The organism is Superficieibacter sp., from assembly GCF_032071645.1.
Lineage (GTDB): Bacteria > Pseudomonadota > Gammaproteobacteria > Enterobacterales > Enterobacteriaceae > Superficieibacter.
The window spans coordinates 15,910-41,289 of record NZ_DAMAPU010000019.1 but is presented as its reverse complement, the minus strand read 5'-3'; the positions used below and the strand labels follow the sequence as shown (position 1 = coordinate 41,289).

21 protein-coding genes are annotated in these 25,380 nt (G+C 54.1%); 17 read left to right on the top strand and 4 right to left on the bottom strand.

All coding sequences use genetic code 11. The features are described from left to right. Positions 1 to 35 precede the first annotated feature (35 nt). Positions 36 to 1,196: a DNA-binding transcriptional regulator CdaR gene (gene cdaR / locus RT197_RS20390; RefSeq protein ID WP_312953012.1), complete on the top strand. Its 1,161-nt coding sequence runs from the start codon at positions 36 to 38 to the stop codon at positions 1,194 to 1,196. Positions 1,197 to 1,232: 36 nt separating this feature from the next. Here the strand turns inward: cdaR and RT197_RS20385 are convergent, their stop codons facing one another. From RT197_RS20385 to map, 4 genes are all read right to left on the bottom strand, one after another. Continuing rightward, positions 1,233 to 1,622 (bottom strand): DUF3461 family protein, encoded by a 390-nt coding sequence (locus RT197_RS20385; protein ID WP_312953011.1) that lies wholly within the window; start codon positions 1,620 to 1,622, stop codon positions 1,233 to 1,235. Positions 1,623 to 2,116: 494 nt separating this feature from the next. Further along, a complete protein-coding gene (gene dapD / locus RT197_RS20380) occupies positions 2,117 to 2,941 on the bottom strand; it encodes a 2,3,4,5-tetrahydropyridine-2,6-dicarboxylate N-succinyltransferase (protein WP_312953010.1) in 825 nt (274 codons plus the stop codon). Positions 2,942 to 2,971: 30 nt separating this feature from the next. Then, positions 2,972 to 5,647 (bottom strand): bifunctional uridylyltransferase/uridylyl-removing protein GlnD, encoded by a 2,676-nt coding sequence (gene glnD / locus RT197_RS20375; RefSeq protein WP_312953009.1) that lies wholly within the window; start codon positions 5,645 to 5,647, stop codon positions 2,972 to 2,974. A gap of 60 nt (positions 5,648 to 5,707) precedes the next feature. Next, positions 5,708 to 6,502: a type I methionyl aminopeptidase gene (gene map / locus RT197_RS20370; RefSeq protein ID WP_312953008.1), complete on the bottom strand. Its 795-nt coding sequence runs from the start codon at positions 6,500 to 6,502 to the stop codon at positions 5,708 to 5,710. A gap of 323 nt (positions 6,503 to 6,825) precedes the next feature. Between map and rpsB the strand changes: the two genes are divergently transcribed. The 16 genes from rpsB to dnaE all read left to right on the top strand — a co-directional run bounded on the left by rpsB (position 6,826) and on the right by dnaE (position 25,379). Continuing rightward, positions 6,826 to 7,551 (top strand): 30S ribosomal protein S2, encoded by a 726-nt coding sequence (rpsB, locus tag RT197_RS20365; RefSeq protein ID WP_103678247.1) that lies wholly within the window; start codon positions 6,826 to 6,828, stop codon positions 7,549 to 7,551. Positions 7,552 to 7,687: 136 nt separating this feature from the next. Next, entirely contained in the window at positions 7,688 to 8,539 is an 852-nt protein-coding gene (tsf, locus tag RT197_RS20360; RefSeq protein ID WP_312953007.1) for a translation elongation factor Ts, read from the top strand. A gap of 203 nt (positions 8,540 to 8,742) precedes the next feature. Then, positions 8,743 to 9,468, top strand: coding sequence for a UMP kinase (pyrH, locus tag RT197_RS20355; RefSeq protein ID WP_047346409.1), 726 nt, complete (start codon positions 8,743 to 8,745; stop codon positions 9,466 to 9,468). Between the two features lie 143 nt (positions 9,469 to 9,611). After that, positions 9,612 to 10,169: a ribosome recycling factor gene (gene frr / locus RT197_RS20350; protein WP_312953004.1), complete on the top strand. Its 558-nt coding sequence runs from the start codon at positions 9,612 to 9,614 to the stop codon at positions 10,167 to 10,169. A gap of 117 nt (positions 10,170 to 10,286) precedes the next feature. Beyond that, positions 10,287 to 11,483, top strand: coding sequence for a 1-deoxy-D-xylulose-5-phosphate reductoisomerase (ispC, locus tag RT197_RS20345; RefSeq protein ID WP_312953003.1), 1,197 nt, complete (start codon positions 10,287 to 10,289; stop codon positions 11,481 to 11,483). A 187-nt stretch (positions 11,484 to 11,670) separates the two neighbouring features. Continuing rightward, positions 11,671 to 12,429 carry a (2E,6E)-farnesyl-diphosphate-specific ditrans,polycis-undecaprenyl-diphosphate synthase gene (ispU, locus tag RT197_RS20340; protein WP_312953002.1) on the top strand — a complete coding sequence of 253 codons (759 nt, stop codon included), beginning with the start codon at positions 11,671 to 11,673 and terminating at the stop codon, positions 12,427 to 12,429. Between the two features lie 12 nt (positions 12,430 to 12,441). Beyond that, positions 12,442 to 13,299, top strand: coding sequence for a phosphatidate cytidylyltransferase (gene cdsA, locus RT197_RS20335; protein ID WP_312953001.1), 858 nt, complete (start codon positions 12,442 to 12,444; stop codon positions 13,297 to 13,299). A gap of 11 nt (positions 13,300 to 13,310) precedes the next feature. Continuing rightward, complete coding sequence (gene rseP / locus RT197_RS20330; protein ID WP_312953000.1) at positions 13,311 to 14,660, top strand: sigma E protease regulator RseP; 1,350 nt, start codon at positions 13,311 to 13,313, stop codon at positions 14,658 to 14,660. 31 nt (positions 14,661 to 14,691) lie between these two features. Beyond that, positions 14,692 to 17,127 carry an outer membrane protein assembly factor BamA gene (gene bamA, locus RT197_RS20325; RefSeq protein WP_312952999.1) on the top strand — a complete coding sequence of 812 codons (2,436 nt, stop codon included), beginning with the start codon at positions 14,692 to 14,694 and terminating at the stop codon, positions 17,125 to 17,127. A gap of 122 nt (positions 17,128 to 17,249) precedes the next feature. Then, positions 17,250 to 17,735, top strand: a complete 486-nt coding sequence (skp, locus tag RT197_RS20320; RefSeq protein WP_312952998.1) for a molecular chaperone Skp — start codon at positions 17,250 to 17,252, stop codon at positions 17,733 to 17,735. 3 nt (positions 17,736 to 17,738) lie between these two features. Continuing rightward, positions 17,739 to 18,764, top strand: coding sequence for a UDP-3-O-(3-hydroxymyristoyl)glucosamine N-acyltransferase (gene lpxD / locus RT197_RS20315; RefSeq protein ID WP_312952997.1), 1,026 nt, complete (start codon positions 17,739 to 17,741; stop codon positions 18,762 to 18,764). A 105-nt stretch (positions 18,765 to 18,869) separates the two neighbouring features. Then, positions 18,870 to 19,325 carry a 3-hydroxyacyl-ACP dehydratase FabZ gene (gene fabZ / locus RT197_RS20310; RefSeq protein WP_006817227.1) on the top strand — a complete coding sequence of 152 codons (456 nt, stop codon included), beginning with the start codon at positions 18,870 to 18,872 and terminating at the stop codon, positions 19,323 to 19,325. Positions 19,326 to 19,328: 3 nt separating this feature from the next. Further along, positions 19,329 to 20,117, top strand: a complete 789-nt coding sequence (lpxA, locus tag RT197_RS20305; RefSeq protein WP_312952996.1) for an acyl-ACP--UDP-N-acetylglucosamine O-acyltransferase — start codon at positions 19,329 to 19,331, stop codon at positions 20,115 to 20,117. Continuing rightward, entirely contained in the window at positions 20,117 to 21,265 is a 1,149-nt protein-coding gene (lpxB, locus tag RT197_RS20300) for a lipid-A-disaccharide synthase (protein ID WP_312952995.1), read from the top strand. Before lpxA ends, lpxB begins: the two co-directional genes overlap by 1 nt. Further along, complete coding sequence (gene rnhB, locus RT197_RS20295; RefSeq protein WP_312952994.1) at positions 21,262 to 21,858, top strand: ribonuclease HII; 597 nt, start codon at positions 21,262 to 21,264, stop codon at positions 21,856 to 21,858. The genes lpxB and rnhB overlap by 4 nt, the downstream gene beginning before the upstream one ends. A 38-nt stretch (positions 21,859 to 21,896) precedes the next feature. Continuing rightward, positions 21,897 to 25,379 (top strand): DNA polymerase III subunit alpha, encoded by a 3,483-nt coding sequence (gene dnaE / locus RT197_RS20290; RefSeq protein ID WP_312952993.1) that lies wholly within the window; start codon positions 21,897 to 21,899, stop codon positions 25,377 to 25,379. The last annotated feature ends 1 nt before the right edge of the window (position 25,380 follow it).

Below are 25,380 nucleotides of genomic sequence, written 5' to 3'. Positions count from 1 at the left end.
TCCTTATTCTGGAGCACTGTTTACGGGAGGGTTACATGGCTGGCTGGCATCTTGATACCAAAATGGCACAGGATATCGTGGCGCGCACGATGCGCATCATTGATACCAATATCAACGTAATGGATGCCCGTGGGCGCATTATTGGCAGCGGCGATCGCGAGCGCGTTGGGGAATTGCACGAAGGCGCGCTACTGGTGCTGTCTCAGGGAAGGGTGGTGGATATCGACGATGCGGTGGCAAGACACCTGCACGGGGTGCGTCAGGGGATCAACCTGCCGCTGCGCCTGGAAGGGGAAATTGTCGGGGTTATCGGTCTGACGGGCGAGCCGGAAACGCTGCGCAAGTACGGCGAACTGGTGTGCATGACGGCCGAAATGATGCTGGAGCAATCCCGCCTGATGCACCTGCTGGCTCAGGACAGCCGCCTGCGAGAAGAGCTAGTGATGAACCTGATCCAGGCCGAAGAACATACTCCCGCGCTGACCGAGTGGGCGCAGCGTCTGGGCATCGACCTCAATCAGCCGCGCGTGGTGGCGGTGCTGGAAGTGGACAGCGGCCAGCTCGGCGTGGACAGCGCGATGGCGGAGCTACAGCAGTTGCAAAGCGCGCTGACTACCCCGGAGCGTAATAATCTGATCGCCATTGTCTCGCTGACCGAAATGGTGGTGCTGAAACCAGCGCTCAATCAGTTCGGGCGCTGGGATGCAGAAGATCACCGCAAGCGCGTTGAACAGTTGATTTCACGCATGAAAGAGAACGGGCAACTGCGTTTTCGTGTGGCGCTGGGGAATTACTTCACCGGGCCTGGCAGCATTGCGCGCTCGTACCGCACCGCCCGCACCACTATGATGGTGGGCAAGCAGCGGATGCCGGAAAACCGGAGCTATTTTTATCAGGATTTAATGCTGCCGGTGCTGCTCGACAGCCTGCGCGGTGGCTGGCAGGCCAACGAACTGGCGCGTCCGCTGGCCCGGCTGAAGGCGATGGACAACAACGGCCTGCTGCGCCGGACATTGCAGGCGTGGTTTCGTCATAACGTGCAGCCGCTGGCGACGTCCAAGGCGCTGTTTATTCACCGTAATACGCTGGAATACCGGCTGAACCGGATTTCTGAACTGACCGGGCTGGATTTGGGAAATTTTGACGACCGGCTGCTGCTGTACGTTGCGTTGCAGCTCGATGAGCAGCCGCAGTGATGACACCCCGGTGATACTCACCGGGGTTGGGAAACGTTATTTATTGCGCGTCAGTTTTTCCAGATCGGCCTCAATCTCGGTGATTTTATTGGCAACCACGCTTTCCAGATGACGTAGATCGTCAAGGATCTTGCGTTTCAGATCGACATCGCTGCGATCCCGCTGGCAAATCTGATCGAGTTCATCGATGACATAACGCAGGTTCGGGCTGATCTCCTGCACTTCTTTGTAACCCTGTCCTACACCGTCAGCGACCACGGTTTTCCGCTGGCGCGGATACTTAAACTTCACGCTTTTGGCGAAGAATTCGCCCTTGTCCTTATGAAAATAGATTTTCAGAATATCGTTGTTGGCTTCCTGCCGGAGGCTGTAACGATCAATTTCATCAGGATTGGTAATGCCCAGACTTTTCAGATTGTCGTACATAGCGGTACCTCAAAGAGAATCAGTGAATTTTACTATCTAATCTTTCAGCACATCGGATTTTGCACAGCTATTCGGATCGCGGGAAAGCCTCGTCCTCTGGTTTTATAATGGCTTAATTTTTAAAAAATTACCTGTTTTATATCAGCAATACTGTATCGCCATCACAGGCTGGAGGAATGTCGGGCTGCCCACCAGCAGAGGGCAAACGCGCGCCGCGTTTTCCGGCTAAATAAGTTCTTCTGGTCGACAGTTCAGCCGCATAGCAGTACAAACTGCCGACGCCGCTGCGGGGTGGCGATTTGCGTTTCGGCATTGAACAGAATGTTGATGCCCGCTGCGGTTAATGTCTCGCTGATAAGGCTGTATTAGGGGGGGGCGGAGGCTATCGTGATTGCCGTAGCAGACCGGCAGTAGCGCCCGGTGTAAGATTCTTTCGTGGGATCATTGTCCATGAGGTAAAACGCCGGGTTACGTCATGTAACCCGGCTGAATGACTAATCGATGGTACGCAGCAGTTCGTTGATGCCGACTTTGCCACGGGTTTTGGCATCGACTTTTTTCACAATCACCGCGCAGTACAGGCTGTAGGTGCCATCTTTTGACGGCAGGTTGCCGGAAACAACGACGGAGCCTGCCGGTACGCGACCGTAATGTACTTCGCCAGTTTCACGGTCATAAATACGGGTGCTCTGACCGATGTAAACGCCCATCGAGATGACGGAGCCTTCTTCAACGATTACGCCTTCCACGACTTCAGAGCGCGCGCCGATAAAGCAGTTATCTTCGATGATGGTCGGGTTTGCCTGCAACGGCTCCAGTACGCCGCCAATGCCGACGCCGCCGGAGAGATGAACGTTTTTACCGATCTGCGCGCAGGAGCCGACGGTAGCCCAGGTATCCACCATTGAGCCTTCATCCACGTAAGCGCCGATGTTGACGTAGGACGGCATCAGCACGGTGTTACGGGCGATAAACGCGCCCTGACGCACGGCGGCAGGTGGCACCACGCGGAAACCTTCTTTCTGGAAGCGCGCCTGATCGTAATCGGCGAATTTCATCGGCACTTTATCGAAGTAGCGGCTTTCCGCACCGTCGATAACCTGGTTATCGTTAATACGGAAAGAGAGCAGTACCGCTTTCTTTAGCCACTGATGCGTGACCCACTGGCCGTCGATCTTCTCTGCGACGCGCAGCGCGCCGGAATCAAGCAGAGCGATAACCTGGTTTACCGCTTCGCGAGTGACGGTGTCCACATTCGCCGGAGTGATGTCGGCACGGCGTTCAAAAGCGGTCTCAATAACGTTCTGTAACTGCTGCATTGTTAAACTCTTTCCATAAAAATAAACACACTATCCTTTATCGTTTGGATTGAGGGCCGCTGTCAACCGTTGTTGCACCTCAAGTTGCAGCGCATTATTAAGGCCACGCCGGTCCGCTGTGGCGATTATGAATAAATCTTCTACTCGCTCGCCAATGGTTGTAATTCTGGCCCCGTGCAGCGAAATTCCCAGATCGGCAAAAACCTGGCCGACGCGCGCCAGCAGTCCGGGCTGGTCGAGGGCGATCAGCTCCAGGAACGATTTTCTGTCGGTGTGGGTGGGCAGAAAATTGACCTCCGTATCAACGGTAAAATGACGCAGTTTGGCGGGCTGACGACGCGGCTGCGGCGGTTGCCAACTGTGCTGGGTGATCGCCTGCTCCAGCCCGAAGCGGATCGCTTCATGGCGGTCGCCCGATAGCGGGCTGCCGTCCGGCTCCAGTACGATAAAGGTGTCCATCGCCATGCCGTCGCGGGTGGTGAAAATTTGTGCGTCGTGAACGCTCAGATTACGCCTGTCCAGCTCGGCGCAGACGGCGGCGAAAAGGTAAGGGCGGTCCGGGCTCCAGATGAAGATTTCCGTACCGCCGCGCGTGGCCTGCGGGCTTAGCAGGATCATGGGCTTGCTGAGATCGTGCTGCATCAGGTGACGCGCGTGCCAGGCGAGCTGGTTTGGCGTGTGGCGCACAAAGTAGTTGGCGCGGCAACGCGCCCATATTTGATGCAGCGCCTCTTCATCAATGTTATCCATCCGCAGCAGCGCCAGCGCCTGAAGCTGGTGATGGCGCACGCGCTCGCGCATATCCGGCGTGTTTTGCATTCCCCGCCGCAGCTGTTTTTCGGTCGCAAAATAGAGTTCGCGCAACAGACTCTGCTTCCAGCTATTCCACAGGGTTTCATTGGTGGCGCAGATATCGGCGACGGTCAGGCAGACTAAAAAGCGCAGGCGGTTTTCGGTCTGCACCTCTTCAGCAAACTGTTTAATGACTTCCGGGTCCTGAATATCGCGGCGCTGGGCGGTGACCGACATCAGCAGGTGCTGGCGCACCAGCCACGCAACCAGCTGCGTTTCACGTGAGTTCAGACCGTGGAGTTCGGCAAAGGTCAGCACGTCCTGCGCGCCGAGCACCGAGTGATCGCCACCGCGTCCTTTGGCGATATCGTGGAACAGGGCGGCAATGAGGATCAGTTCCGGGTGCGTCAGACGTGGCCACAGATCGACGCACAGCGGGTGACGCTGGCGCGTTTCTTCTTTAGCAAAGCTTTCCAGCTTCAGCATCACGCGGATGGTGTGCTCATCGACGGTATAGGCGTGGAACAGGTCAAACTGCATCTGCCCGACAATGTGCGACCACTGCGGCATATAGGCCCATAGAACGCTATGCCGATGCATTGGCAGCAGGCCACGGCTGACCGCACCTGGATGGCGCAGCATACTCAGGAACAGCGCGCGCGCCTCCGGGATATAGCACAGCGGCTGTTTCAGATGGCGGCGGGCGTGGCGCAGGTGGCGCAGGGTGGTGGAGTAGATGCCAGTAATGGCGCTGTTGCGTACCATAATGTAAAACATGCGCAGGATCGCTTCCGGCTCGCGGATAAACAGCGTGTCATCACGCAGGTCGATCAGCGTTCCGCGCAACTGGAATTCATCATCAATCGGGCGGGGCTTTTCGTCGGCGGGCAGGGCGAGAATCGCCTCATCAAAAAGCTGAAGGAGCATCTGATTCAGTTCGCTGACCCGACGGGTGACGCGGAAGAAATCTTTCATCATTTGCTCAACCGGCGCGTTGCCTTCGCCGCTGTAGTTGAGACGCTGGGCGACGCTGAGCTGACGATCAAACAGCAGGCGATTATCGTAGCGGCTGACCACCAGATGCAGCGCAAAACGAATGCGCCACAGGATGTGCAGGCATTCGTTGAGTTCGGCGCGCTCGGCCTGGGTTAAAAACCCGAAGCCGACCATTTCGTCGAGCGAGGTGGCACCAAAATGGCGACGCGCCACCCATTGCAGGGTGTGAATGTCGCGCAGCCCGCCGGGGCTGCTTTTGATGTCCGGCTCCAGATTGTAGCTGGTGCCGTGATAGCGCTGGTGGCGAACATTCTGTTCTTCCACTTTCGCGGCAAAAAACGTCCCGGAAGGCCAGAATCCTTCACTGAAAATGTGTTTTTGCAGCTCAAGAAATAGCGCTACGTCGCCGATCAGCAGGCGGGTTTCAATCAGGTTGGTGGCGACGGTTAAATCAGATAACCCTTCCAGCAAACACTCTTCCAGCGTGCGCACGCTGTGACCGACTTCCAGCTTAACGTCCCACAGCAGAGTCAGCAGTTCGCCGACTTTTTGCGCCTGCTCATCCGGCAGCTTTTTACGGCTTAAAATCAGCAGATCGATGTCAGAAAGCGGATGCAGTTCGCCGCGCCCGTAGCCGCCGACCGCCACCAGCGCCAGATCGCCCAGTTGCCCGAAGCCATAATGCAGCCACAATCGTTGCAGGAGCTGGTCGATAAACTCGGTTCGCGCGTCAATTAACTGCTCGGCGGAGATGCCGTTATCAAACGCTTCGCCCAGCCAGTGCTGGAAGCGATCGATATGCGCTTTGATGTCGGTACACGTGAGAGCCGTTTCTGGCCAGGCGCAGGGGTTTTCAGGCTGGCCGGGCAGCGTGGGGAGGGCCGTGTTTGCGTGCTGCTCAGGTAAGGTATAACTCATCGCGCCACCCATAAGAAAAAACGATGACCATTAAAAAAGCCGGCGGTCGCCGGCTTCGTATTAGCTGTTGTGCGAGATTATCGCCGGGATGGTGTCATCCTTGCGTAACGTCAGAATTTCGCAGCCGTTCTCTGTCACCACAATAGTATGCTCGTATTGTGCAGACAAGCTCCGGTCTTTGGTTTTCACCGTCCAGCCATCTTTCATGCTGCGGATTTCTTTCTTGCCCGCGTTGACCATCGGTTCAATAGTGAAGGTCATACCCGCTTTTAGCTCGACATCGGTTTCACGGGAATCGTAGTGCAGCACCTGCGGCTCTTCATGGAAGCCGCGACCGATCCCGTGACCGCAGTATTCGCGTACCACCGAGAATCCTTCCGCCTCAACGAATTTCTGGATGGCTGCGCCAATTTCACGCAGATTAACGCCCGGCTTAACCATTTTCAGCGCCAGATACAGGCTTTCCTGGGTGATGCGGCACAGACGCTCGCCGAGAATCGTCGGTTTCCCGACGATAAACATTTTCGAGGTATCGCCGTGGAAGCCATCTTTAATGACCGTCACGTCGATGTTGACGATATCGCCGTCTTTTAACAGCTTGGCGTCGTCAGGAATGCCGTGGCACACCACTTCATTAATAGAGATACAGACAGATTTTGGAAAGCCGTGATAGCCAAGGCAGGCAGAAACCGCTTTCTGTTCGTTTACGATATAGTCGTTGCACAGGCGATCGAGTTCGCCAGTGCTGATGCCCGGTTTGACATGCGGGGCGATCATTTCCAGCACTTCAGCAGCCAGACGGCCCGCGACGCGCATTTTTTCAATGTCTTCAGGTGATTTAAGAGAAATTGCCATGGATTTTGTCCATCAGTGCCGAAAGATTCGACAATCATTGTGTATTAGTGATGCCAATGTTAACAGCGTGAGGCGCGGCCTGCCAAATTGAGAATGATTAACCGCACCCAACGTCAACAACTGTTGGTGTCCGTGGCGGATTTATGGTATAAAGCGCGCCGGACTTCCGTTCCATTTCGTATGCACAAGATGGACTGAAGCGACAAATCTCACTTTGTGTAACAACACACACGTATCGGCACATATTCCGGGGTGCCCTTTGGGGTCGGTAATATGGGATGCGTGGAGGCTTAACCCCAATTTTACTATAGAGGTTTTAAATCATGGCAACTGTTTCCATGCGCGACATGCTCAAGGCTGGTGTTCACTTCGGTCACCAGACCCGTTACTGGAACCCGAAAATGAAGCCGTTCATCTTCGGTGCGCGTAACAAAGTTCACATCATTAACCTTGAGCAGACTGTACCGATGTTCAACGACGCTCTGGCTGAACTGAACAAGATTGCATCTCGCAAAGGCAAAATCCTTTTCGTTGGTACTAAACGCGCTGCAAGCGAAGCGGTGAAAGATGCTGCTAATAGCTGCGACCAGTTCTTCGTGAACCATCGCTGGCTGGGCGGTATGCTGACTAACTGGAAAACCGTTCGTCAGTCCATCAAACGTCTGAAAGACCTGGAAACTCAGTCTCAGGACGGCACTTTCGAGAAGCTGACCAAGAAAGAAGCGCTGATGCGCACCCGTGAGCTGGACAAACTGGAAAACAGCCTGGGCGGTATCAAAGACATGGGCGGTCTGCCGGACGCTCTGTTTGTTATCGATGCTGACCACGAGCACATTGCTATCAAAGAAGCAAACAACCTGGGTATTCCGGTATTTGCTATCGTTGATACCAACTCTGATCCAGACGGCGTTGACTTCGTTATCCCTGGTAACGACGACGCAATCCGTGCTGTTACCCTGTACCTGAGTGCTGTTGCAACTACCGTTCGTGAAGGCCGTTCACAGGATCTGGCTTCCCAGGCGGAAGAAAGCTTCGTAGAAGCTGAATAATAAGGCACGCTCGACAGAGCCCCCTTATAGACCAGGTAGTATCACGTTTGGTTAGGGGCCTTTTCATGGCCCCTTTTTCACTTTTAAATCTGTACGGTTTAATGCCGGGCAGATCAAATCTCCCGAGGATTTTAGAATGGCTGAAATTACCGCATCCCTGGTAAAAGAGCTGCGTGAGCGTACCGGCGCAGGCATGATGGATTGCAAAAAAGCACTGACCGAAGCGCAGGGCGACATCGAGCTGGCAATCGAAAACATGCGCAAATCTGGCGCGATCAAAGCTGCGAAAAAAGCAGGCAACGTGGCTGCTGACGGCGTGATCAAAACCCGCATCGACGGCAAATATGCCATCATTCTGGAAGTTAACTGCCAGACTGACTTCGTTGCTAAAGATGGTGGTTTCCAGGCATTTGCTGACAAAGTGCTGGACGCCGCTGTTGCTGGCAAAATCACTGACGTTGATGTGCTGAAAGCGCAGTTCGAAGAAGAGCGCGTTGCACTGGTTGCTAAAATCGGTGAAAACATCAACATCCGTCGCGTTGCTGCACTGGAAGGTGATGTACTGGGTTCTTACCAGCACGGCGCGCGTATCGGTGTTCTGGTTGCCGCCACTGGCGCTGACGAAGAGCTGGTTAAGCACCTCGCCATGCACGTTGCTGCAAGCAAGCCTGAATTCGTAAAACCGGAAGACGTTTCTGCTGAAGTTGTAGAAAAAGAATACCAGGTTCAGCTCGACATCGCGATGCAGTCCGGCAAGCCGAAAGAAATCGCAGAGAAAATGGTTGAAGGCCGCATGAAGAAATTCACCGGCGAAGTTTCTCTGACCGGTCAGCCTTTCGTTATGGACCCGAGCAAATCTGTTGGCCAGCTGCTGAAAGAGCACAATGCCGACGTAACTGGCTTCATCCGCTTTGAAGTGGGTGAAGGCATTGAGAAAGTTGAGACTGACTTTGCAGCAGAAGTTGCTGCGATGTCCAAGCAGTCTTAATTTTTTAAGGAGCCGCCTGAGGGCGGCTTCTTTTTGTGCCCATCTTGTAAAATCAGCTAACCACCGGGAGCTGATCCCACCAGGCGTCATTGGCAGGTAAAATAGCCTAATGGGACAGACTCTTATAGTGGCGGTGCTGGAAGCGACGTACAATGTCGCCGGAATTCACTTATCTCACTCGTTGACAGTCTCAGGAAAGAAACATGGCTACCAATGCAAAACCCGTCTATAAACGCATTCTGCTTAAGTTAAGTGGCGAAGCTCTGCAGGGTTCGGAAGGCTTCGGTATTGACGCAAGCATACTCGATCGCATGGCTCAGGAAATCAAAGAACTGGTTGAACTGGGTATTCAGGTTGGTGTGGTGATTGGTGGCGGTAATCTGTTCCGTGGGGCTGGCCTGGCGAAAGCGGGTATGAACCGCGTTGTGGGCGACCACATGGGCATGTTGGCTACGGTTATGAACGGTCTCGCTATGCGTGATGCGCTCCATCGCGCCTATGTGAACGCTCGCCTGATGTCCGCCATTCCGCTTAATGGCGTATGTGATAACTACAGCTGGGCCGAAGCGATTAGCCTGCTGCGTAATAACCGCGTGGTGATCCTCTCCGCCGGTACCGGTAATCCGTTCTTTACCACCGACTCCGCTGCCTGCCTGCGTGGCATTGAAATAGAAGCGGACGTGGTGCTGAAAGCAACCAAAGTTGATGGCGTGTTTACTGCCGATCCGGCAAAAGATCCGTCGGCAACCATGTACGATCAGCTGTCGTATAATGAAGTGCTGGATAAAGAACTGAAAGTGATGGATCTGGCCGCGTTTACGCTGGCACGTGACCATAAATTACCGATTCGTGTCTTCAACATGAACAAGCCTGGCGCACTGCGTCGCGTCGTCATGGGCGAAAAAGAAGGCACTCTGATTACGGAATAATTTCCGTCGAGGCCAATTCCGGGTAAGATTCCGCTTTAATTACGCAGGTCACTTACCCGGTGGCATATTTTAAACAGGACTATACTTAGCACAACCGTGCTACCGTCTGGTCTGTCTGAGACAAGTTTTCAAGGATTCGTAACGTGATTAGCGATATCAGAAAAGATGCTGAAGTGCGCATGGAAAAATGCGTAGAAGCGTTCAAAAACCAAATCAGTAAAATCCGCACTGGCCGCGCTTCTCCAAGCCTGCTGGACGGCATCGTTGTGGAATATTACGGTGCGCCAACGCCGCTGCGTCAGCTGGCAAGCGTGACCGTTGAAGATTCCCGTACGCTGAAAATCAACGTATTTGACCGTACTCTGAGCGCGGCAGTTGAAAAAGCCATTATGGCTTCTGACCTCGGCCTGAACCCAAGCTCTGCGGGCAGCGACATCCGCGTTCCGCTGCCGCCGCTGACCGAAGAACGTCGTCGCGATCTCACCAAAATCGTGCGTGGCGAAGCTGAACAGGCGCGTGTCTCCGTACGTAACGTGCGTCGCGATGCAAATGACAAAGTTAAAGCGCTGCTGAAAGAGAAAGAAATCAGCGAAGACGACGATCGTCGTTCTCAGGATGACGTGCAGAAAATGACTGACGCCGCAATCAAAAAAGTCGATGCGGCGCTGGCAGAGAAAGAAGCAGAGCTGATGCAGTTCTGATTTGCCGTAATAACGTTAACGCCGTACAGGAAGCCTCCGGTTTCGCTGGCGGCGTTTTGCTTTCTGTGTACCTCAACGCTGGGGTATTGATACTGTCTTATCTCTCCTGGACGCCTCATGAAGCAACTAACCGTTCTGGGTTCAACCGGCTCTATTGGCTGTAGCACGCTCGATGTGGTTCGCCACAATCCCGACGCCTTTTCTGTTACCGCCCTGGTCGCGGGCAAAAATGTGGCGCGTATGGTTGAGCAGTGCCTGGAGTTTTCCCCTCGTTATGCGGTGATGGACGACGCGTCCAGCGCGCGGATGTTGCAACAGACGCTGCGCGAAAACGGCTGTCGGACCGAGGTGTTAAGCGGTCAGCAGGCCGCCAGCGATATGGCTTCCTTAAGCGATGTCGATCAGGTTATGGCGGCCATCGTCGGTGCAGCCGGACTGGTGCCTACGCTTGCGGCCATCCGCGCCGGTAAAACGGTGCTGCTGGCAAATAAAGAGTCGCTGGTGACCTGCGGACGCCTGTTTATGGAGGCGGTCAGGAGCAGTGAAGCGCAGTTGCTGCCAGTTGATAGTGAACATAACGCCATTTTTCAGAGTTTGCCGGAAACAATTCAACACAACCTGGGGTACGCTGATCTTGAGCAAAATGGCGTTTCATCGATTTTGCTCACCGGGTCAGGTGGCCCGTTTCGCGAAACGGCAATTTCTGAACTGGCGGCGATGACGCCGGATCAGGCTTGCCGTCATCCGAACTGGTCGATGGGGCGTAAAATCTCTGTCGATTCGGCCACCATGATGAACAAAGGTCTGGAATACATTGAAGCCCGCTGGCTGTTCAACGCTTCAGCGCAGCAGATGGAAGTCTTAATCCATCCGCAGTCGGTGATCCACTCGATGGTGCGCTATCGCGACGGCAGCGTACTGGCCCAGTTAGGTGAGCCGGATATGCGCACGCCTATCGCCCATACCATGGGCTGGCCCGCGCGCGTTGCTTCAGGCGTGAAGCCGCTGGATTTTTGCAAGCTGAGCCAGCTGAGTTTTGCCGCGCCTGATTATGACCGCTACCCCTGCCTGAAACTGGCGATGCAAGCGTTTGAACAGGGACAGGCATTAACGACGGCGTTGAATGCAGCCAATGAGATCGTCGTCGCCGCGTTTTTAGCCTCGCAGATCCGCTTTACGGATATTGCCGCCCTCAATCTGGCCGTTCTGGAACAGATTAGCGCACGCGAACCGCAGAGTATTGAGGATGTGCTGGCTGTAGATGCAACGGCGCGTGAGATTGCACAACAGCAGGTGATACGTCACACCCGCTGATGATTATCCACGTACGTACGGTTGTGGTATTTGTTAGCGCTGTGCTTCAGTGATATAGTCTGCGCCACCTGATTGCGGATTATTATTAATTTGCAATCTCGTGAGCCGTGGTTTCACACGGCTTTTTTACGAAAAAGCGTCGCAATTCCGGGGCATCGCTAATCCCTTTTATGGACTAAAACGCGTTATGTTGTCTGCTAATCAACCAATCGGCGAAAGTTTGCCTGCGCATGGCTGTCGTCATGTTGCGATAATCATGGATGGCAATGGTCGCTGGGCGAAGAGACAGGGAAAGATCCGCGCTTTCGGGCACAAAGCCGGAGCGAAATCTGTCCGGCGTGCAGTTTCTTTTGCGGCTAATAACGGCATAGATGCGTTAACGCTGTACGCTTTTAGTAGTGAAAACTGGAATCGTCCCGCACAGGAAGTGAGCGCGTTAATGGAGTTATTTGTATGGGCGCTGGACAGCGAAGTCAAAAGTCTGCACCGTCATAATGTCCGTTTGCGTATCATCGGCGATATCAGCCGGTTTAACGCGCGCCTTCAGGAGCGTATCCACAAAGCCGAAGCGTTAACCGGAAATAATACCGGACTAACGTTAAACATTGCCGCTAACTATGGCGGACGCTGGGATATTATTCAGGGAGTTCAGCAGCTCGCTGTGCAGGTTCAGGAAGGTCGCCTGCGTGCCGAACAAATTGATGAAGAGATGCTAAGTCAGCAAATCTGCATGCATGAGCTGGCTCCTGTAGATTTGGTAATTAGGACAGGGGGAGAGCATCGCATCAGTAACTTTTTGCTGTGGCAAATTGCCTATGCCGAACTTTACTTTACGGATGTTCTTTGGCCTGATTTCGATGAACAAGACTTTGAAGGTGCGCTGCATGCTTTTGCCAATCGAGAGCGTCGCTTCGGCGGCACAGACTCCGGTGTTGACAATGCCTGATGGGGGTAGCTTTTGCTGAAGTATCGCCTGATTTCTGCTTTTGTACTGATTCCCGTTGTCATTGCGGCGCTGTTTTTATTGCCCCCGATGGGCTTTGGTATCGTAACGCTGGTTGTGTGTATGCTGGCCGCGTGGGAATGGGGGCAGCTGAGTGGTTTTACCTCCAGAACGCAGCGTGTCTGGCTGGCGGTCTTATGCGGACTTTTGCTGGCGCTGATGCTGTTCATGCTACCGGAGTATCATCATAATATTCATCAACCGGTCATTGAGCTTTCCCTTTGGGCGTCGCTGGCCTGGTGGATTGTCGCGCTGGTGCTGGTGTTATTCTATCCGGGTTCCGCCGCAGTGTGGCGCAATTCAAAAACGCTGCGCCTGATTTTCGGTGTGTTGACCATTATTCCTTTTTTCTGGGGAATGGTGGTGCTGCGCGCCTGGCACTACACGGTCAATCCCTATAGCGGCGCGCTGTGGCTACTCTATGTTATGATCCTGGTCTGGGGCGCGGATTCTGGCGCGTATATGTTTGGCAAACTGTTTGGCAAACATAAGCTGGCACCGAAAGTCTCACCGGGAAAAACCTGGCAGGGCTTTTTTGGCGGTCTGGTGACGGCGGCAATTATCTCCTGGGCCTACGGGCAGTGGGCTAACCTGGAGGTTGCGCCCGCAACGTTGCTGATTTGCTCCGTTGTCGCCGCGCTGGCGTCGGTGCTGGGCGATCTGACGGAAAGTATGTTTAAGCGTGAAGCAGGTATTAAGGACAGCGGTCATTTGATCCCAGGGCACGGGGGTATTCTGGATCGTATCGATAGCCTGACGGCAGCGGTACCGGTCTTTGCCTGCCTGTTGCTATTAGTCTTCAGGACGATTTAACGGAAGGTTTTATGCTGAGCATTCTCTGGAATCTGGCCGCGTTCATCGTAGCGCTGGGTGTACTGATCACCGTGCATGAATTTGGCCATTTCTGGGTAGCTCGTCGTTGTGGCGTCCGCGTTGAACGTTTTTCTATCGGTTTTGGCAAGGCGCTCTGGCGGCGTACCGATCGCCAGGGCACCGAATTTGTTATCGCCCTGATCCCGCTGGGCGGCTATGTCAAAATGTTGGATGAGCGCGTTGAACCGGTTGCGCCGGAAATGCGCCATTACGCTTTCAATAATAAAACGCCAGGGCAACGCGCCGCCGTGATTGCTGCTGGTCCCATCGCCAATTTCATCTTTGCTATCTTTGCTTACTGGCTGGTATTTATTATCGGCGTACCCGGCGTTCGCCCGGTAATTGGTGAGATAACACCCAATTCGGTCGCCGCAGAAGCACAAATTGCACCTGGTACGGAACTTAAAGCCGTTGACGGCATCGAAACGCCTGACTGGGATGCTGTGCGTCTGGAACTGGTGGCTAAAATCGGCGAAGAACAAACTACCGTGACCGTTGCGCCTTTTGGCAGCGACAGTCGGCAGCAAAAAGTTCTCGACTTGCGTAACTGGCATTTTGAACCCGATAAAGAAGATCCGGTTGCTTCTCTGGGTATACGTCCGCGCGGAGCGCAGATAGAATCAGTGCTGGCAGAAGTTCAGAATGGCTCTGCCGCGCAAAAAGCGGGTTTGCAAGCAGGCGACAGGATCGTTAAAGTCGATGGTCAACCGCTCACACAGTGGATGACTTTTGTTACACTGGTGCGCGATAACCCCGGCAAAGGGTTGGCACTGGAGATAGAAAGGCAGGGTAGCCCCTTGTCTTTGACGTTAATACCAGATACAAAACCCGGTGATAAGGATGAAGGGTTTGCGGGAGTGGTACCGAAGATTATCCCACTCCCCGATGAGTACAAAACAGTACGCCAGTATGGGCCGTTTAGCGCCATCGCCCAGGCCACGGATAAAACGTGGCAGTTGATGTCGCTTACGGTCAGGATGCTGGGAAAATTGATAACCGGTGACGTAAAACTGAACAACCTTAGTGGGCCGATCTCAATCGCTCAGGGGGCTGGAATGTCGGCGGAGTTTGGGTTGATTTACTATCTGATGTTCCTCGCGCTCATCAGCGTAAATCTGGGTATTATCAACCTGTTCCCGCTACCCGTTCTTGACGGGGGTCATCTGCTGTTTTTAGCGATTGAAAAGCTAAAAGGCGGCCCGGTATCCGAGCGAGTTCAAGACTTTAGTTATCGCATTGGCTCGATTTTGCTGGTGTTGTTAATGGGGCTTGCACTTTTCAATGATTTCTCTCGGTTGTAAGAGAGAGTGTTAGGAAGAACGCATAATAACGATGGCGATGAAAAAGTTGCTTATAGCGTCGCTGCTGTTCAGCAGCGCCACCGTATACGGTGCTGAAGGGTTCGTAGTGAAGGACATTCATTTCGAAGGCCTGCAGCGAGTCGCTGTTGGTGCGGCCCTCCTGAGTATACCTGTACATACTGGTGACACGGTCAATGACGATGACATCAGTGAGATCATCCGCAGCTTATTTTCCACCGGCAACTTTGAGGACGTTCGCGTCCTGCGCGATGGGGACACGCTGCTAATCCAGGTGAAGGAGCGTCCAACGATTGCCAGCATCACTTTCTCCGGTAACAAATCGGTGAAAGATGACATGCTCAAGCAAAACCTTGAAGCCTCTGGCGTGCGCGTGGGTGAATCCCTCGATCGCACCACCCTCTCCGACATAGAAAAGGGTCTTGAAGACTTCTACTACAGCGTGGGTAAATACAGTGCCAGCGTGAAAGCGGTTGTTACCCCGCTGCCACGCAACCGTGTTGACCTGAAGCTGGTATTCCAGGAAGGCGTCTCGGCTCAGATTCAGCAAATCAATATTGTCGGCAACCAGGCCTTCAGTACGGAAGAACTGATCTCGCATTTCCAGTTGCGTGATGAAGTTCCGTGGTGGAACGTGGTTGGCGATCGTAAATATCAGAAGCAAAAACTGGCGGGCGACCTTGAAACCCTGCGCAGTTACTATCTCGATCGCGGCTATGCGCGCTTTAATATCGACTCCACCCAGGTCAGCCTGACGCCGGACAAAAAAGGCATCTACGTGACGGTGAACATCACCGAAGGCGATCAGTACAAGCTGTCGGGTGTTGAAGTCAGCGGCAATCTGGCCGGACATTCCGCAGAGATTGAAAGCCTGACAAAAATTGAGCCGGGCGAGCTTTATAACGGCACCAAAGTGACCAAAATGGAAGACGACATTAAAAAGCTTCTTGGTCGCTATGGTTACGCCTACCCGCGCGTGCAGTCGCAGCCGGAAATCAACGATGCAGACAAGACGGTTAAACTGCGCGTCAACGTTGATGCCGGTAATCGTTACTACGTGCGTAAGATCCGCTTTGAAGGCAACGACACCTCGAAAGATGCCGTTCTGCGTCGCGAAATGCGCCAGATGGAAGGGGCGTGGCTGGGTAGCGATCTCGTCGATCAGGGTAAAGAGCGTCTGAACCGTCTCGGCTATTTCGAAACGGTGGACACCGATACCCAGCGTGTTCCGGGTCGTCCGGATCAGGTTGATGTGGTCTATAAAGTCAAAGAGCGTAACACCGGTAGCTTTAACTTCGGCGTTGGCTACGGTACTGAAAGCGGCGTTAGCTTCCAGGCAGGCGTGCAACAGGATAACTGGTTAGGTACGGGTTACTCCGTGGGTATCAACGGTACCAAAAACGATTACCAGACCTATACCGAGCTGTCGCTTACCAACCCGTACTTTACCGTTGACGGCGTTAGCCTCGGTGGTCGTGTGTTCTATAACGACTTCGAAGCGGACGATGCGGATCTCTCCGGCTATACCAACAAAAGTTACGGTACGGATTTAACGCTCGGCTTCCCGATTAACGAATACAACACCCTGCGTACCGGCGTGGGCTACGTGCATAACTCCCTGTCTAACATGGAGCCGCAGGTGGCAATGTGGCGTTATCTGAATTCAATGGGTGAAAACCCAAGTACGTCTGACCAGGACAATAGCTTTAAATCAGATGATTTCACCTTTAACTACGGCTGGACCTATAACAAGCTTGACCGTGGCTTCTTCCCGACGGAAGGTACGCGTGTCAACCTGAATGGCAAAGTGACCATTCCGGGTTCTGACAACGAATACTACAAAGCAACGCTGGATACCGCGACCTACGTGCCGATCGATGACGACCACAAATGGGTTGTTCTGGGCCGTACTAAAGTGGGTTATGGCGACGGATTAGGTGATAAAGAACTGCCGTTCTATGAGAACTTCTACGCGGGTGGTTCAAGCACGGTGCGTGGCTTCCAGTCGAATACTATCGGTCCTAAAGCGGTTTACTATCCGCATTCGGTCCGTGATTACGACGATGACGATGATTACGATTGCGCAGTAGAAAACGGTGCGAGTGATATCTGTAAGTCTAACGATGCTGTGGGCGGTAACGCCATGGCCGTTGCCAGCCTTGAGTTCATCACGCCGACGCCGTTCATCAGTGAAAAATATGCCAATTCGGTCCGTACCTCATTCTTCTGGGATATGGGTACCGTCTGGGATACTAACTGGGATACGTCTTCTGTGTCGTCAGATATACCGGACTACGGCGATCCGAGTAATATCCGTATGTCCGCCGGTATCGCATTACAATGGATGTCCCCATTGGGGCCGTTGGTCTTCTCCTACGCCCAACCATTCAAAAAGTACGATGGAGACAAATCTGAGCAATTCCAGTTTAACATCGGTAAAACCTGGTAATTGCTTCTCGCAAAGGAATGCAATTGCAGTGTAGCGTTGATTTCAGCCGATCCCTTCCGGGGTCGTCTGGTCACGCAAAGAACGATACCTGCGGGTATCAATGGGATGGTAAGGAGTTTATTGTGAAAAAGTGGTTATTAGCGGCAGGTCTCGGTTTAGCAATGGTTACTTCTGCTCAGGCAGCGGACAAAATCGCGATTGTTAACATGGGAAGCCTGTTCCAACAGGTAGCACAGAAAACGGGCGTCTCCAACACTCTGGAAAATGAGTTTAAAGGCCGCGCATCTGAGCTGCAGAAAATGGAAGGCGACCTGCAGAGCAAAATGCAGCGCTTACAGTCTATGAAAGCTGGTGCTGACCGCAACAAGCTGGAAAAAGACGTCATGTCACAGCGTCAGACCTTCGCTCAAAAAGCACAGGCTTTTGAGAAAGATCGCGCGCGTCGTTCTAACGAAGAACGCGGCAAACTGGTCACTCGCATCCAGACTGCAGTGAAATCCGTTGCCAGCAGCCAGAGCATCGATCTGGTTGTCGACGCAAATACCGTTGCTTACAACAGCAGCGATGTTAAAGACATCACCGCTGATGTGCTGAAACAGGTTAAATAAGTAATGCCTTCAATTCGACTGGCTGACTTAGCACAGCAGTTGGATGCAGAATTACACGGTGATGGCGATATCGTCATCACCGCCGTTGCGTCCATGCAATCTGCCCAGGCAGGTCACATCACCTTCATGGTAAATCCTAAATACCGTGAACACCTGGCAGCTTGCCAGGCATCCGCTGTCGTTATGACCCCCGACGATCTTCCGTTTGCGAAAAGCGCGGCGCTGGTAGTGAAAAATCCCTACCTGATTTACGCCCGGATGGCGCAAATACTCGATACCACGCCACAGCCAGCGCAGGATATTGCGCCGAGTGCGGTCATTGATGCCACGGCGACGCTGGGTAACAACGTCTCCATTGGCGCAAATGCGGTGATCGAATCCGACGTAACGCTTGGCGATAACGTGGTTATTGGCGCGGGTTGCTTCGTCGGTAAAAAGACGAAGATCGGTGCGGGTTCAAGACTATGGGCTAACGTTAGCATTTACCATGAAGTTGAGATCGGCGAAAATTGCCTGATCCAGTCCAGTACGGTGATCGGTTCCGACGGCTTTGGTTACGCCAACGATCGCGGTAACTGGGTGAAGATCCCGCAGCTTGGCCGGGTTATTATTGGCGATCGCGTAGAGATCGGCGCATGTACCACTATCGATCGTGGTGCGCTGGATGACACTATTATCGGCAATGGCGTGATTATTGATAACCAGTGCCAGATTGCACATAACGTTGTGATTGGCGACAATACCGCAGTTGCGGGCGGCGTCATTATGGCAGGCAGCCTGAAAATTGGCCGTTACTGCATGATTGGCGGCGCTAGCGTAATCAACGGGCACATGGAAATCTGCGATAAGGTAACGGTGACGGGAATGGGTATGGTCATGCGTCCTATTACTGAACCGGGCGTTTACTCCTCAGGTATCCCGCTGCAGCCCAATAAGACATGGCGTAAAACCGCCGCTCTGGTGATGAATATTGATGATATGAGCAAGCGCCTCAAGGCTATTGAGCGCAAGGTCAATCAACAAGACTAACGCTTCATCAGAAGATGTCTGAACATTCCGGCCTGTCGGCATTCATCAGATTGCCACAGGCCGTGTTATTATTGCTGTTCATTATATTTAGACAGGAAGAGTATTTTGACTACTGACACTCATACTCTGCATATTGAAGAGATTCTTGAGCTTCTGCCGCATCGCTTTCCGTTCTTGCTGGTAGATCGCGTGCTGGACTTTGAAGAAGGTCGTTTTCTGCGCGCAGTAAAAAATGTCTCCGTAAATGAGCCATTTTTTCAGGGCCATTTTCCAGGCAAGCCGATTTTCCCCGGCGTGCTGATTCTGGAAGCAATGGCACAGGCTACGGGTATTCTGGCGTTTAAAAGCGTGGGTAAACTGGAGCCGGGCGAGCTGTACTATTTCGCAGGTATTGACGAAGCGCGCTTTAAGCGTCCGGTCGTGCCTGGCGATCAAATGATCATGGAAGTCACTTTCGAAAAAACCCGCCGTGGACTGACCCGCTTTAAAGGCGTGGCGCTGGTTGACGGTAAAGTTGTTTGTGAAGCTACGATGATGTGTGCGCGTAGCCGGGAGGCCTGATACGTGATTGATAATACCGCCTTTATCCATCCGACTGCCATTGTGGAAGAGGGTGCCATTATTGGTGCCAACGCCCATATTGGCCCGTTTTGTATTGTGGGACCCAACGTCGAAATTGGCGAGGGTACCGTACTGAAATCCCATGTTGTCGTAAACGGCCACACTAAAATTGGTCGCGATAACGAGATTTATCAGTTCGCTTCTATCGGGGAGGTTAATCAGGATCTTAAATATGCTGGTGAGCCGACGCGCGTAGAAATTGGCGATCGCAACCGCATCCGCGAAAGCGTCACCATTCATCGTGGCACAGTACAGGGCGGTGGACTGACGAAGGTGGGCAGCGATAACCTGCTGATGATCAACGCTCACGTGGCGCATGATTGTACAGTCGGCGACCGCTGTATCCTTGCCAACAACGCAACGCTGGCAGGACACGTATCGCTGGACGACTTCGTGATTATCGGTGGCATGACGGCCGTTCATCAGTTCTGCATCATTGGTGCACACGTGATGGTCGGCGGCTGCTCCGGTGTTGCGCAGGACGTCCCGCCGTTTGTCATCGCGCAGGGCAACCACGCCACGCCATTCGGTGTCAATATCGAAGGGCTGAAGCGTCGTGGGTTTAGCCGGGAAGCGATTACCGCGATCCGTAACGCCTACAAACTCCTGTACCGCAGCGGGAAAACGCTGGAAGAAGCCAAACCCGAAATCGCCGAGCTGGCCGGGCAGTATCCGGAAGTGAAAGCCTTTACGGACTTCTTTGCGCGTTCAACGCGTGGTCTGATTCGTTAATGGCTGAACAGCGCCCGTTAACGATTGCCCTGGTCGCCGGAGAAACCTCCGGCGATATTCTTGGTGCCGGTCTTATCCGCGCGCTAAAAGCTCGCGTACCTGATGCCCGCTTCGTCGGCGTCGCAGGCCCGCGTATGCAGGCTGAAGGCTGTGAAGCCTGGTATGAAATGGAAGAGCTGGCGGTAATGGGGATCGTCGAGGTGCTGGGTCGCCTGCGTCGGTTGCTGCATATCCGTGCGGATCTTACCCGTCGGCTTACCGATCTTAAGCCTGACGTTTTCGTCGGCATCGATGCGCCTGACTTTAATATCACTCTCGAAGGCAACCTGAAAAATCAGGGGATCAAAACGATCCACTACGTCAGCCCGTCCGTCTGGGCATGGCGGCAGAAACGCGTTTTCAAAATCGGCAGATCCACCCATATGGTGCTGGCTTTCCTGCCTTTCGAAAAAGCGTTTTATGATAAATTTAACGTACCGTGCCGCTTCATTGGTCATACGATGGCCGATGCTATGCCGCTGGACCCGGATAAAAACGCGGCGCGCGACGTGCTTGGCATCCCGCATGACGTGCACTGTCTGGCGCTGTTGCCGGGAAGCCGGGGCGCGGAAGTGGAAATGCTCAGTGCAGACTTCCTTAAAACCGCCCAAATTTTGCGTCAGCATTATCCCGATCTGCACGTTGTAGTCCCGCTGGTCAACGTGAAGCGCCGGGAACAGTTCGAGCGCATTAAAGCGGAAGTGGCGGCAGATCTGAATGTGCATCTGCTGGATGGCATGGCGCGTGAGGCGATGATCGCCAGCGACGCTGCGCTGCTGGCGTCCGGCACGGCGGCGCTGGAGTGTATGCTGGCAAAATGCCCGATGGTCGTCGGTTATCGCATGAAGCCTTTTACCTTCTGGCTGGCGAAAAGGCTGGTGAAGACCGACTATGTTTCGCTGCCTAATTTACTGGCCGGGCGTGAGCTGGTGAAAGAGCTGCTACAGGAGGAGTGTGAGCCGCAGGCGTTAGCCGCCGCGCTGCTGCCCCTGTTGGCGAATGGTAAAACCAGCCACGCGATGCATGAGACTTTCCGCGATCTGCACCAGCAGATCCGCTGTAACGCCGATGAGCAGGCGGCAGACGCGGTACTGGAGTTAGCACCATGACAGAATTTGTTTATCCGCATACCCACCTGGTAGCCGGTGTGGATGAAGTCGGTCGCGGCCCGCTGGTTGGCGCGGTCGTTACGGCCGCGGTGATCCTCGATCCGGCGCGTCCGATTGCCGGTCTTAACGATTCTAAAAAGCTTTCAGAGAAGCGTCGCCTGGCGCTGAGTGAAGAGATCAAAGAAAAGGCGCTAAGCTGGAGTCTGGGCCGTGCCGAACCGTATGAAATCGACGAGCTGAATATTTTGCATGCCACGATGCTGGCGATGCAGCGCGCCGTCGCCGGGCTGCGCGTTATGCCTGAATATGTGCTGATCGACGGCAACCGCTGTCCCGTCCTCGCGATGCCTTCACTTGCCGTCGTTAAAGGTGACAGTCGGGTGGCAGAAATCAGCGCCGCCTCAATTATTGCCAAAGTTGCTCGCGATGCGGAAATGGCGGCACTGGATCTGACGTTTCCTCAATATGGCTTTGCGCAGCACAAAGGCTATCCGACCGCTTTTCACCTTGAAAAACTGGCGGAGCACGGCGCGACGGAGCATCACCGGCGTAGCTTTGCGCCTGTTAAACGCGCGCTGGGACTGGTGTCCTGAATCAACACGCAAGTAATTAAGTCACGCGGGATCTGAAAATGGCTGAACCACGTTTCGTACACCTGCGGGTGCACAGCGACTACTCCATGATCGATGGGCTGGCAAAAACCGGGCCGCTGGTGAAAAAGGCGGCCTCACTGGGTATGCCTGCGCTGGCGATCACCGATTTTATGAACCTGTGTGGTCTGGTGAAGTTCTACGGAACGGCACACGGTGCGGGGATCAAGCCCATTGTCGGCGCGGATTTTCACGTCCAGAACGAACTGCTCCCCGATGAGCTGACCCAGCTGACCGTTCTGGCGGCCAATAACGTCGGCTATCAAAACCTGACGCTGCTGATCTCACGCGCCTATCAGCGCGGCTATGGGGCGCTCGGGCCGTGGATCGATCGTGACTGGCTGGCGGAGCTTGGCGAAGGACTGATCCTGATTTCCGGCGGACGTCTTGGCGACGTTGGCCGCAGCCTGATGCGCGGCAATAACGTGCTGGTGGATCAGTGCGTCTCATTCTATGAAGAGCATTTTCCCGACCGCTTTTATCTGGAACTGATCCGTACCGGCAGGCAGGACGAGGAAAGCTATCTTCATGCGGCGATTGAGCTGGCAGAAGCGCGTGGGCTGCCGGTGGTGGCAACAAACGATGTGCGGTTTATCAGCCCGGATGATTTCGACGCCCATGAAATTCGCGTTGCTATCCACGACGGCTTTACGCTCGACGATCCAAAACGTCCGCGTAATTACTCGACGCAGCAATACATGCGCACCGAAGATGAAATGTGCGAGCTGTTTGCCGATATCCCGGAAGCGCTGGAGAACAGCGTTGAAATTGCCCGTCGCTGTAATGTGACCGTGCGTCTTGGCGAATATTTCCTGCCGCAGTTCCCGACCGGGGATATGACTACGGAGGATTTCCTCGTCGTCAAATCCAAAGAGGGGCTGGAAGAGCGGCTTGAATTCCTGTTCCCGGATGAAGAAGAGCGCAAAAAGCGCCGCCCGGAATATGACGAGCGTCTGGACGTCGAGCTTCAGGTGATCAACCAGATGGGATTCCCTGGCTACTTCCTGATCGTGATGGAGTTTATCCAGTGGTCGAAAGATAACGGCGTGCCGGTCGGTCCGGGGCGAGGCTCCGGTGCAGGCTCGCTGGTGGCGTATGCGCTAAAAATTACCGATCTCGATCCGCTGGCGCTCGACCTGCTGTTTGAACGTTTCCTCAACCCGGAACGTGTTTCAATGCCCGACTTCGACGTTGACTTCTGCATGGAGAAACGCGATCAGGTTATCGAACACGTCGCGGATATGTACGGGCGCGACGCGGTATCACAGATCATTACCTTTGGTACGATGGCGGCGAAAGCGGTGATCCGCGACGTGGGCCGCGTGCTGGGACACCCGTATGGTTTTGTCGATCGTATTTCCAAGCTGGTGCCGCCCGATCCGGGGATGACGCTGGCAAAAGCCTTCGAAGCCGAGCCGCAGCTGCCGGAAATCTACGAGGCTGATGAAGAGGTCAAAGCGCTGATCGACATGGCGCGTAAGCTCGAAGGCGTCACGCGTAACGCTGGTAAACATGCGGGCGGCGTGGTGATCGCGCCGACCAAAATTACCGACTTCGCACCGTTGTACTGCGATGAAGCGGGTCAGCATCCCGTCACCCAGTTTGATAAAAATGATGTGGAATACGCCGGGCTGGTGAAGTTTGACTTCCTTGGCCTGCGCACGCTCACCATCATCAACTGGGCGCTGGAGATGATCAACAAACGGCGTGAGAAGCAGGGCGAGCCGCCGCTGGATATCGCCGCCATCCCGCTGGAAGATAAAAAAAGTTTCGACATGCTGCAACGCTCGGAAACCACGGCGGTGTTCCAGCTTGAATCGCGCGGCATGAAAGATCTCATCAAGCGTCTGCAACCGGACTGCTTTGAAGATATGATCGCGCTGGTGGCGCTGTTCCGTCCCGGTCCGCTTCAGTCGGGGATGGTAGATAACTTTATTGACCGTAAACACGGGCGCGAAGAGATCTCTTACCCGGACGTGCAGTGGCAGCATGAGAGCCTGAAACCGGTACTGGAACCCACCTACGGCATCATCCTGTATCAGGAACAGGTCATGCAGATTGCCCAGGTGCTTTCCGGTTATACCCTTGGCGGCGCGGATATGCTGCGTCGTGCAATGGGTAAGAAAAAGCCGGAAGAGATGGCCAAGCAGCGCGGCGCGTTTGAAGACGGGGCGAAGAAAAACGGCATCGACGGCGAGCTGGCGATGAAAATCTTCGACCTGGTGGAAAAATTCGCCGGTTACGGATTTAACAAATCGCACTCGGCAGCCTATGCCCTGGTGTCCTATCAGACCCTGTGGCTGAAAGCGCATTACCCGGCTGAATTTATGGCGGCGGTAATGACGGCGGATATGGATAACACCGAGAAAGTGGTAGGGCTGGTGGATGAGTGCTGGCGCATGGGGCTGAAAATCCTGCCGCCGGACATAAACTCCGGGCAATATCATTTTCACGTCAACGATGACGGGGAAATCGTGTATGGTATCGGCGCGATTAAAGGCGTAGGCGAAGGGCCAATTGAGGCCATTCTCGAAGCGCGTAATAACGGCGGCTATTTCCGCGAGCTGTTCGATCTCTGTGCGCGTACCGACACGAAAAAGTTAAACCGTCGGGTGCTGGAAAAACTGATTATGTCCGGGGCATTTGACCGCCTCGGGCCGCACCGCGCCGCGCTGATGAACTCGCTTGGCGATGCGTTAAAAGCGGCGGATCAGCACGCCAAAGCGGAAGCTATTGGGCAGGCAGACATGTTCGGCGTGCTGGCGGAAGAGCCGGAGCAGATCGAGCAATCCTACGCCAGCTGCCAGCCCTGGCCGGAACATACGGTACTGGAAGGGGAGCGCGAAACGTTAGGTCTGTATCTGACGGGCCACCCTATTAATCAGTATCTGAAAGAAATTGAGCGCTATGTCGGAGGCGTAAGGCTGAAAGACATGCATCCGACCGAACGTGGTAAAGTCACCACGGCGGCGGGGCTCGTCATTGCCGCGCGGGTTATGGTCACCAAGCGCGGTAATCGTATCGGCATCTGTACGCTGGATGACCGTTCCGGGCGGCTGGAGGTGATGTTATTCACCGAGGCGCTGGAAAAGTACCAGCAGTTGCTGGAAAACGACCGCATACTTATCGTCAGCGGACAGGTCAGCTTTGATGACTTCAGCGGTGGGCTTAAAATGATGGCCCGCGAAGTGATGGATATTGACGAAGCTCGTGAAAAATATGCTCGCGGGCTTGCTATCTCGCTGACGGACAGGCAAATTGATGACCAGCTTTTAAACCGACTCCGTCAGTCTCTGGAACCCCATCGTTCGGGAACCATTCCAGTACATCTCTACTATCAGAGGACGGATGCGCGTGCGCGGCTGCGCTTTGGCGCAACGTGGCGCGTCTCTCCGAGCGATCGTTTACTTAACGATCTCCGTGGCCTCATTGGTTCGGAGCAGGTGGAACTGGAGTTTGACTAAT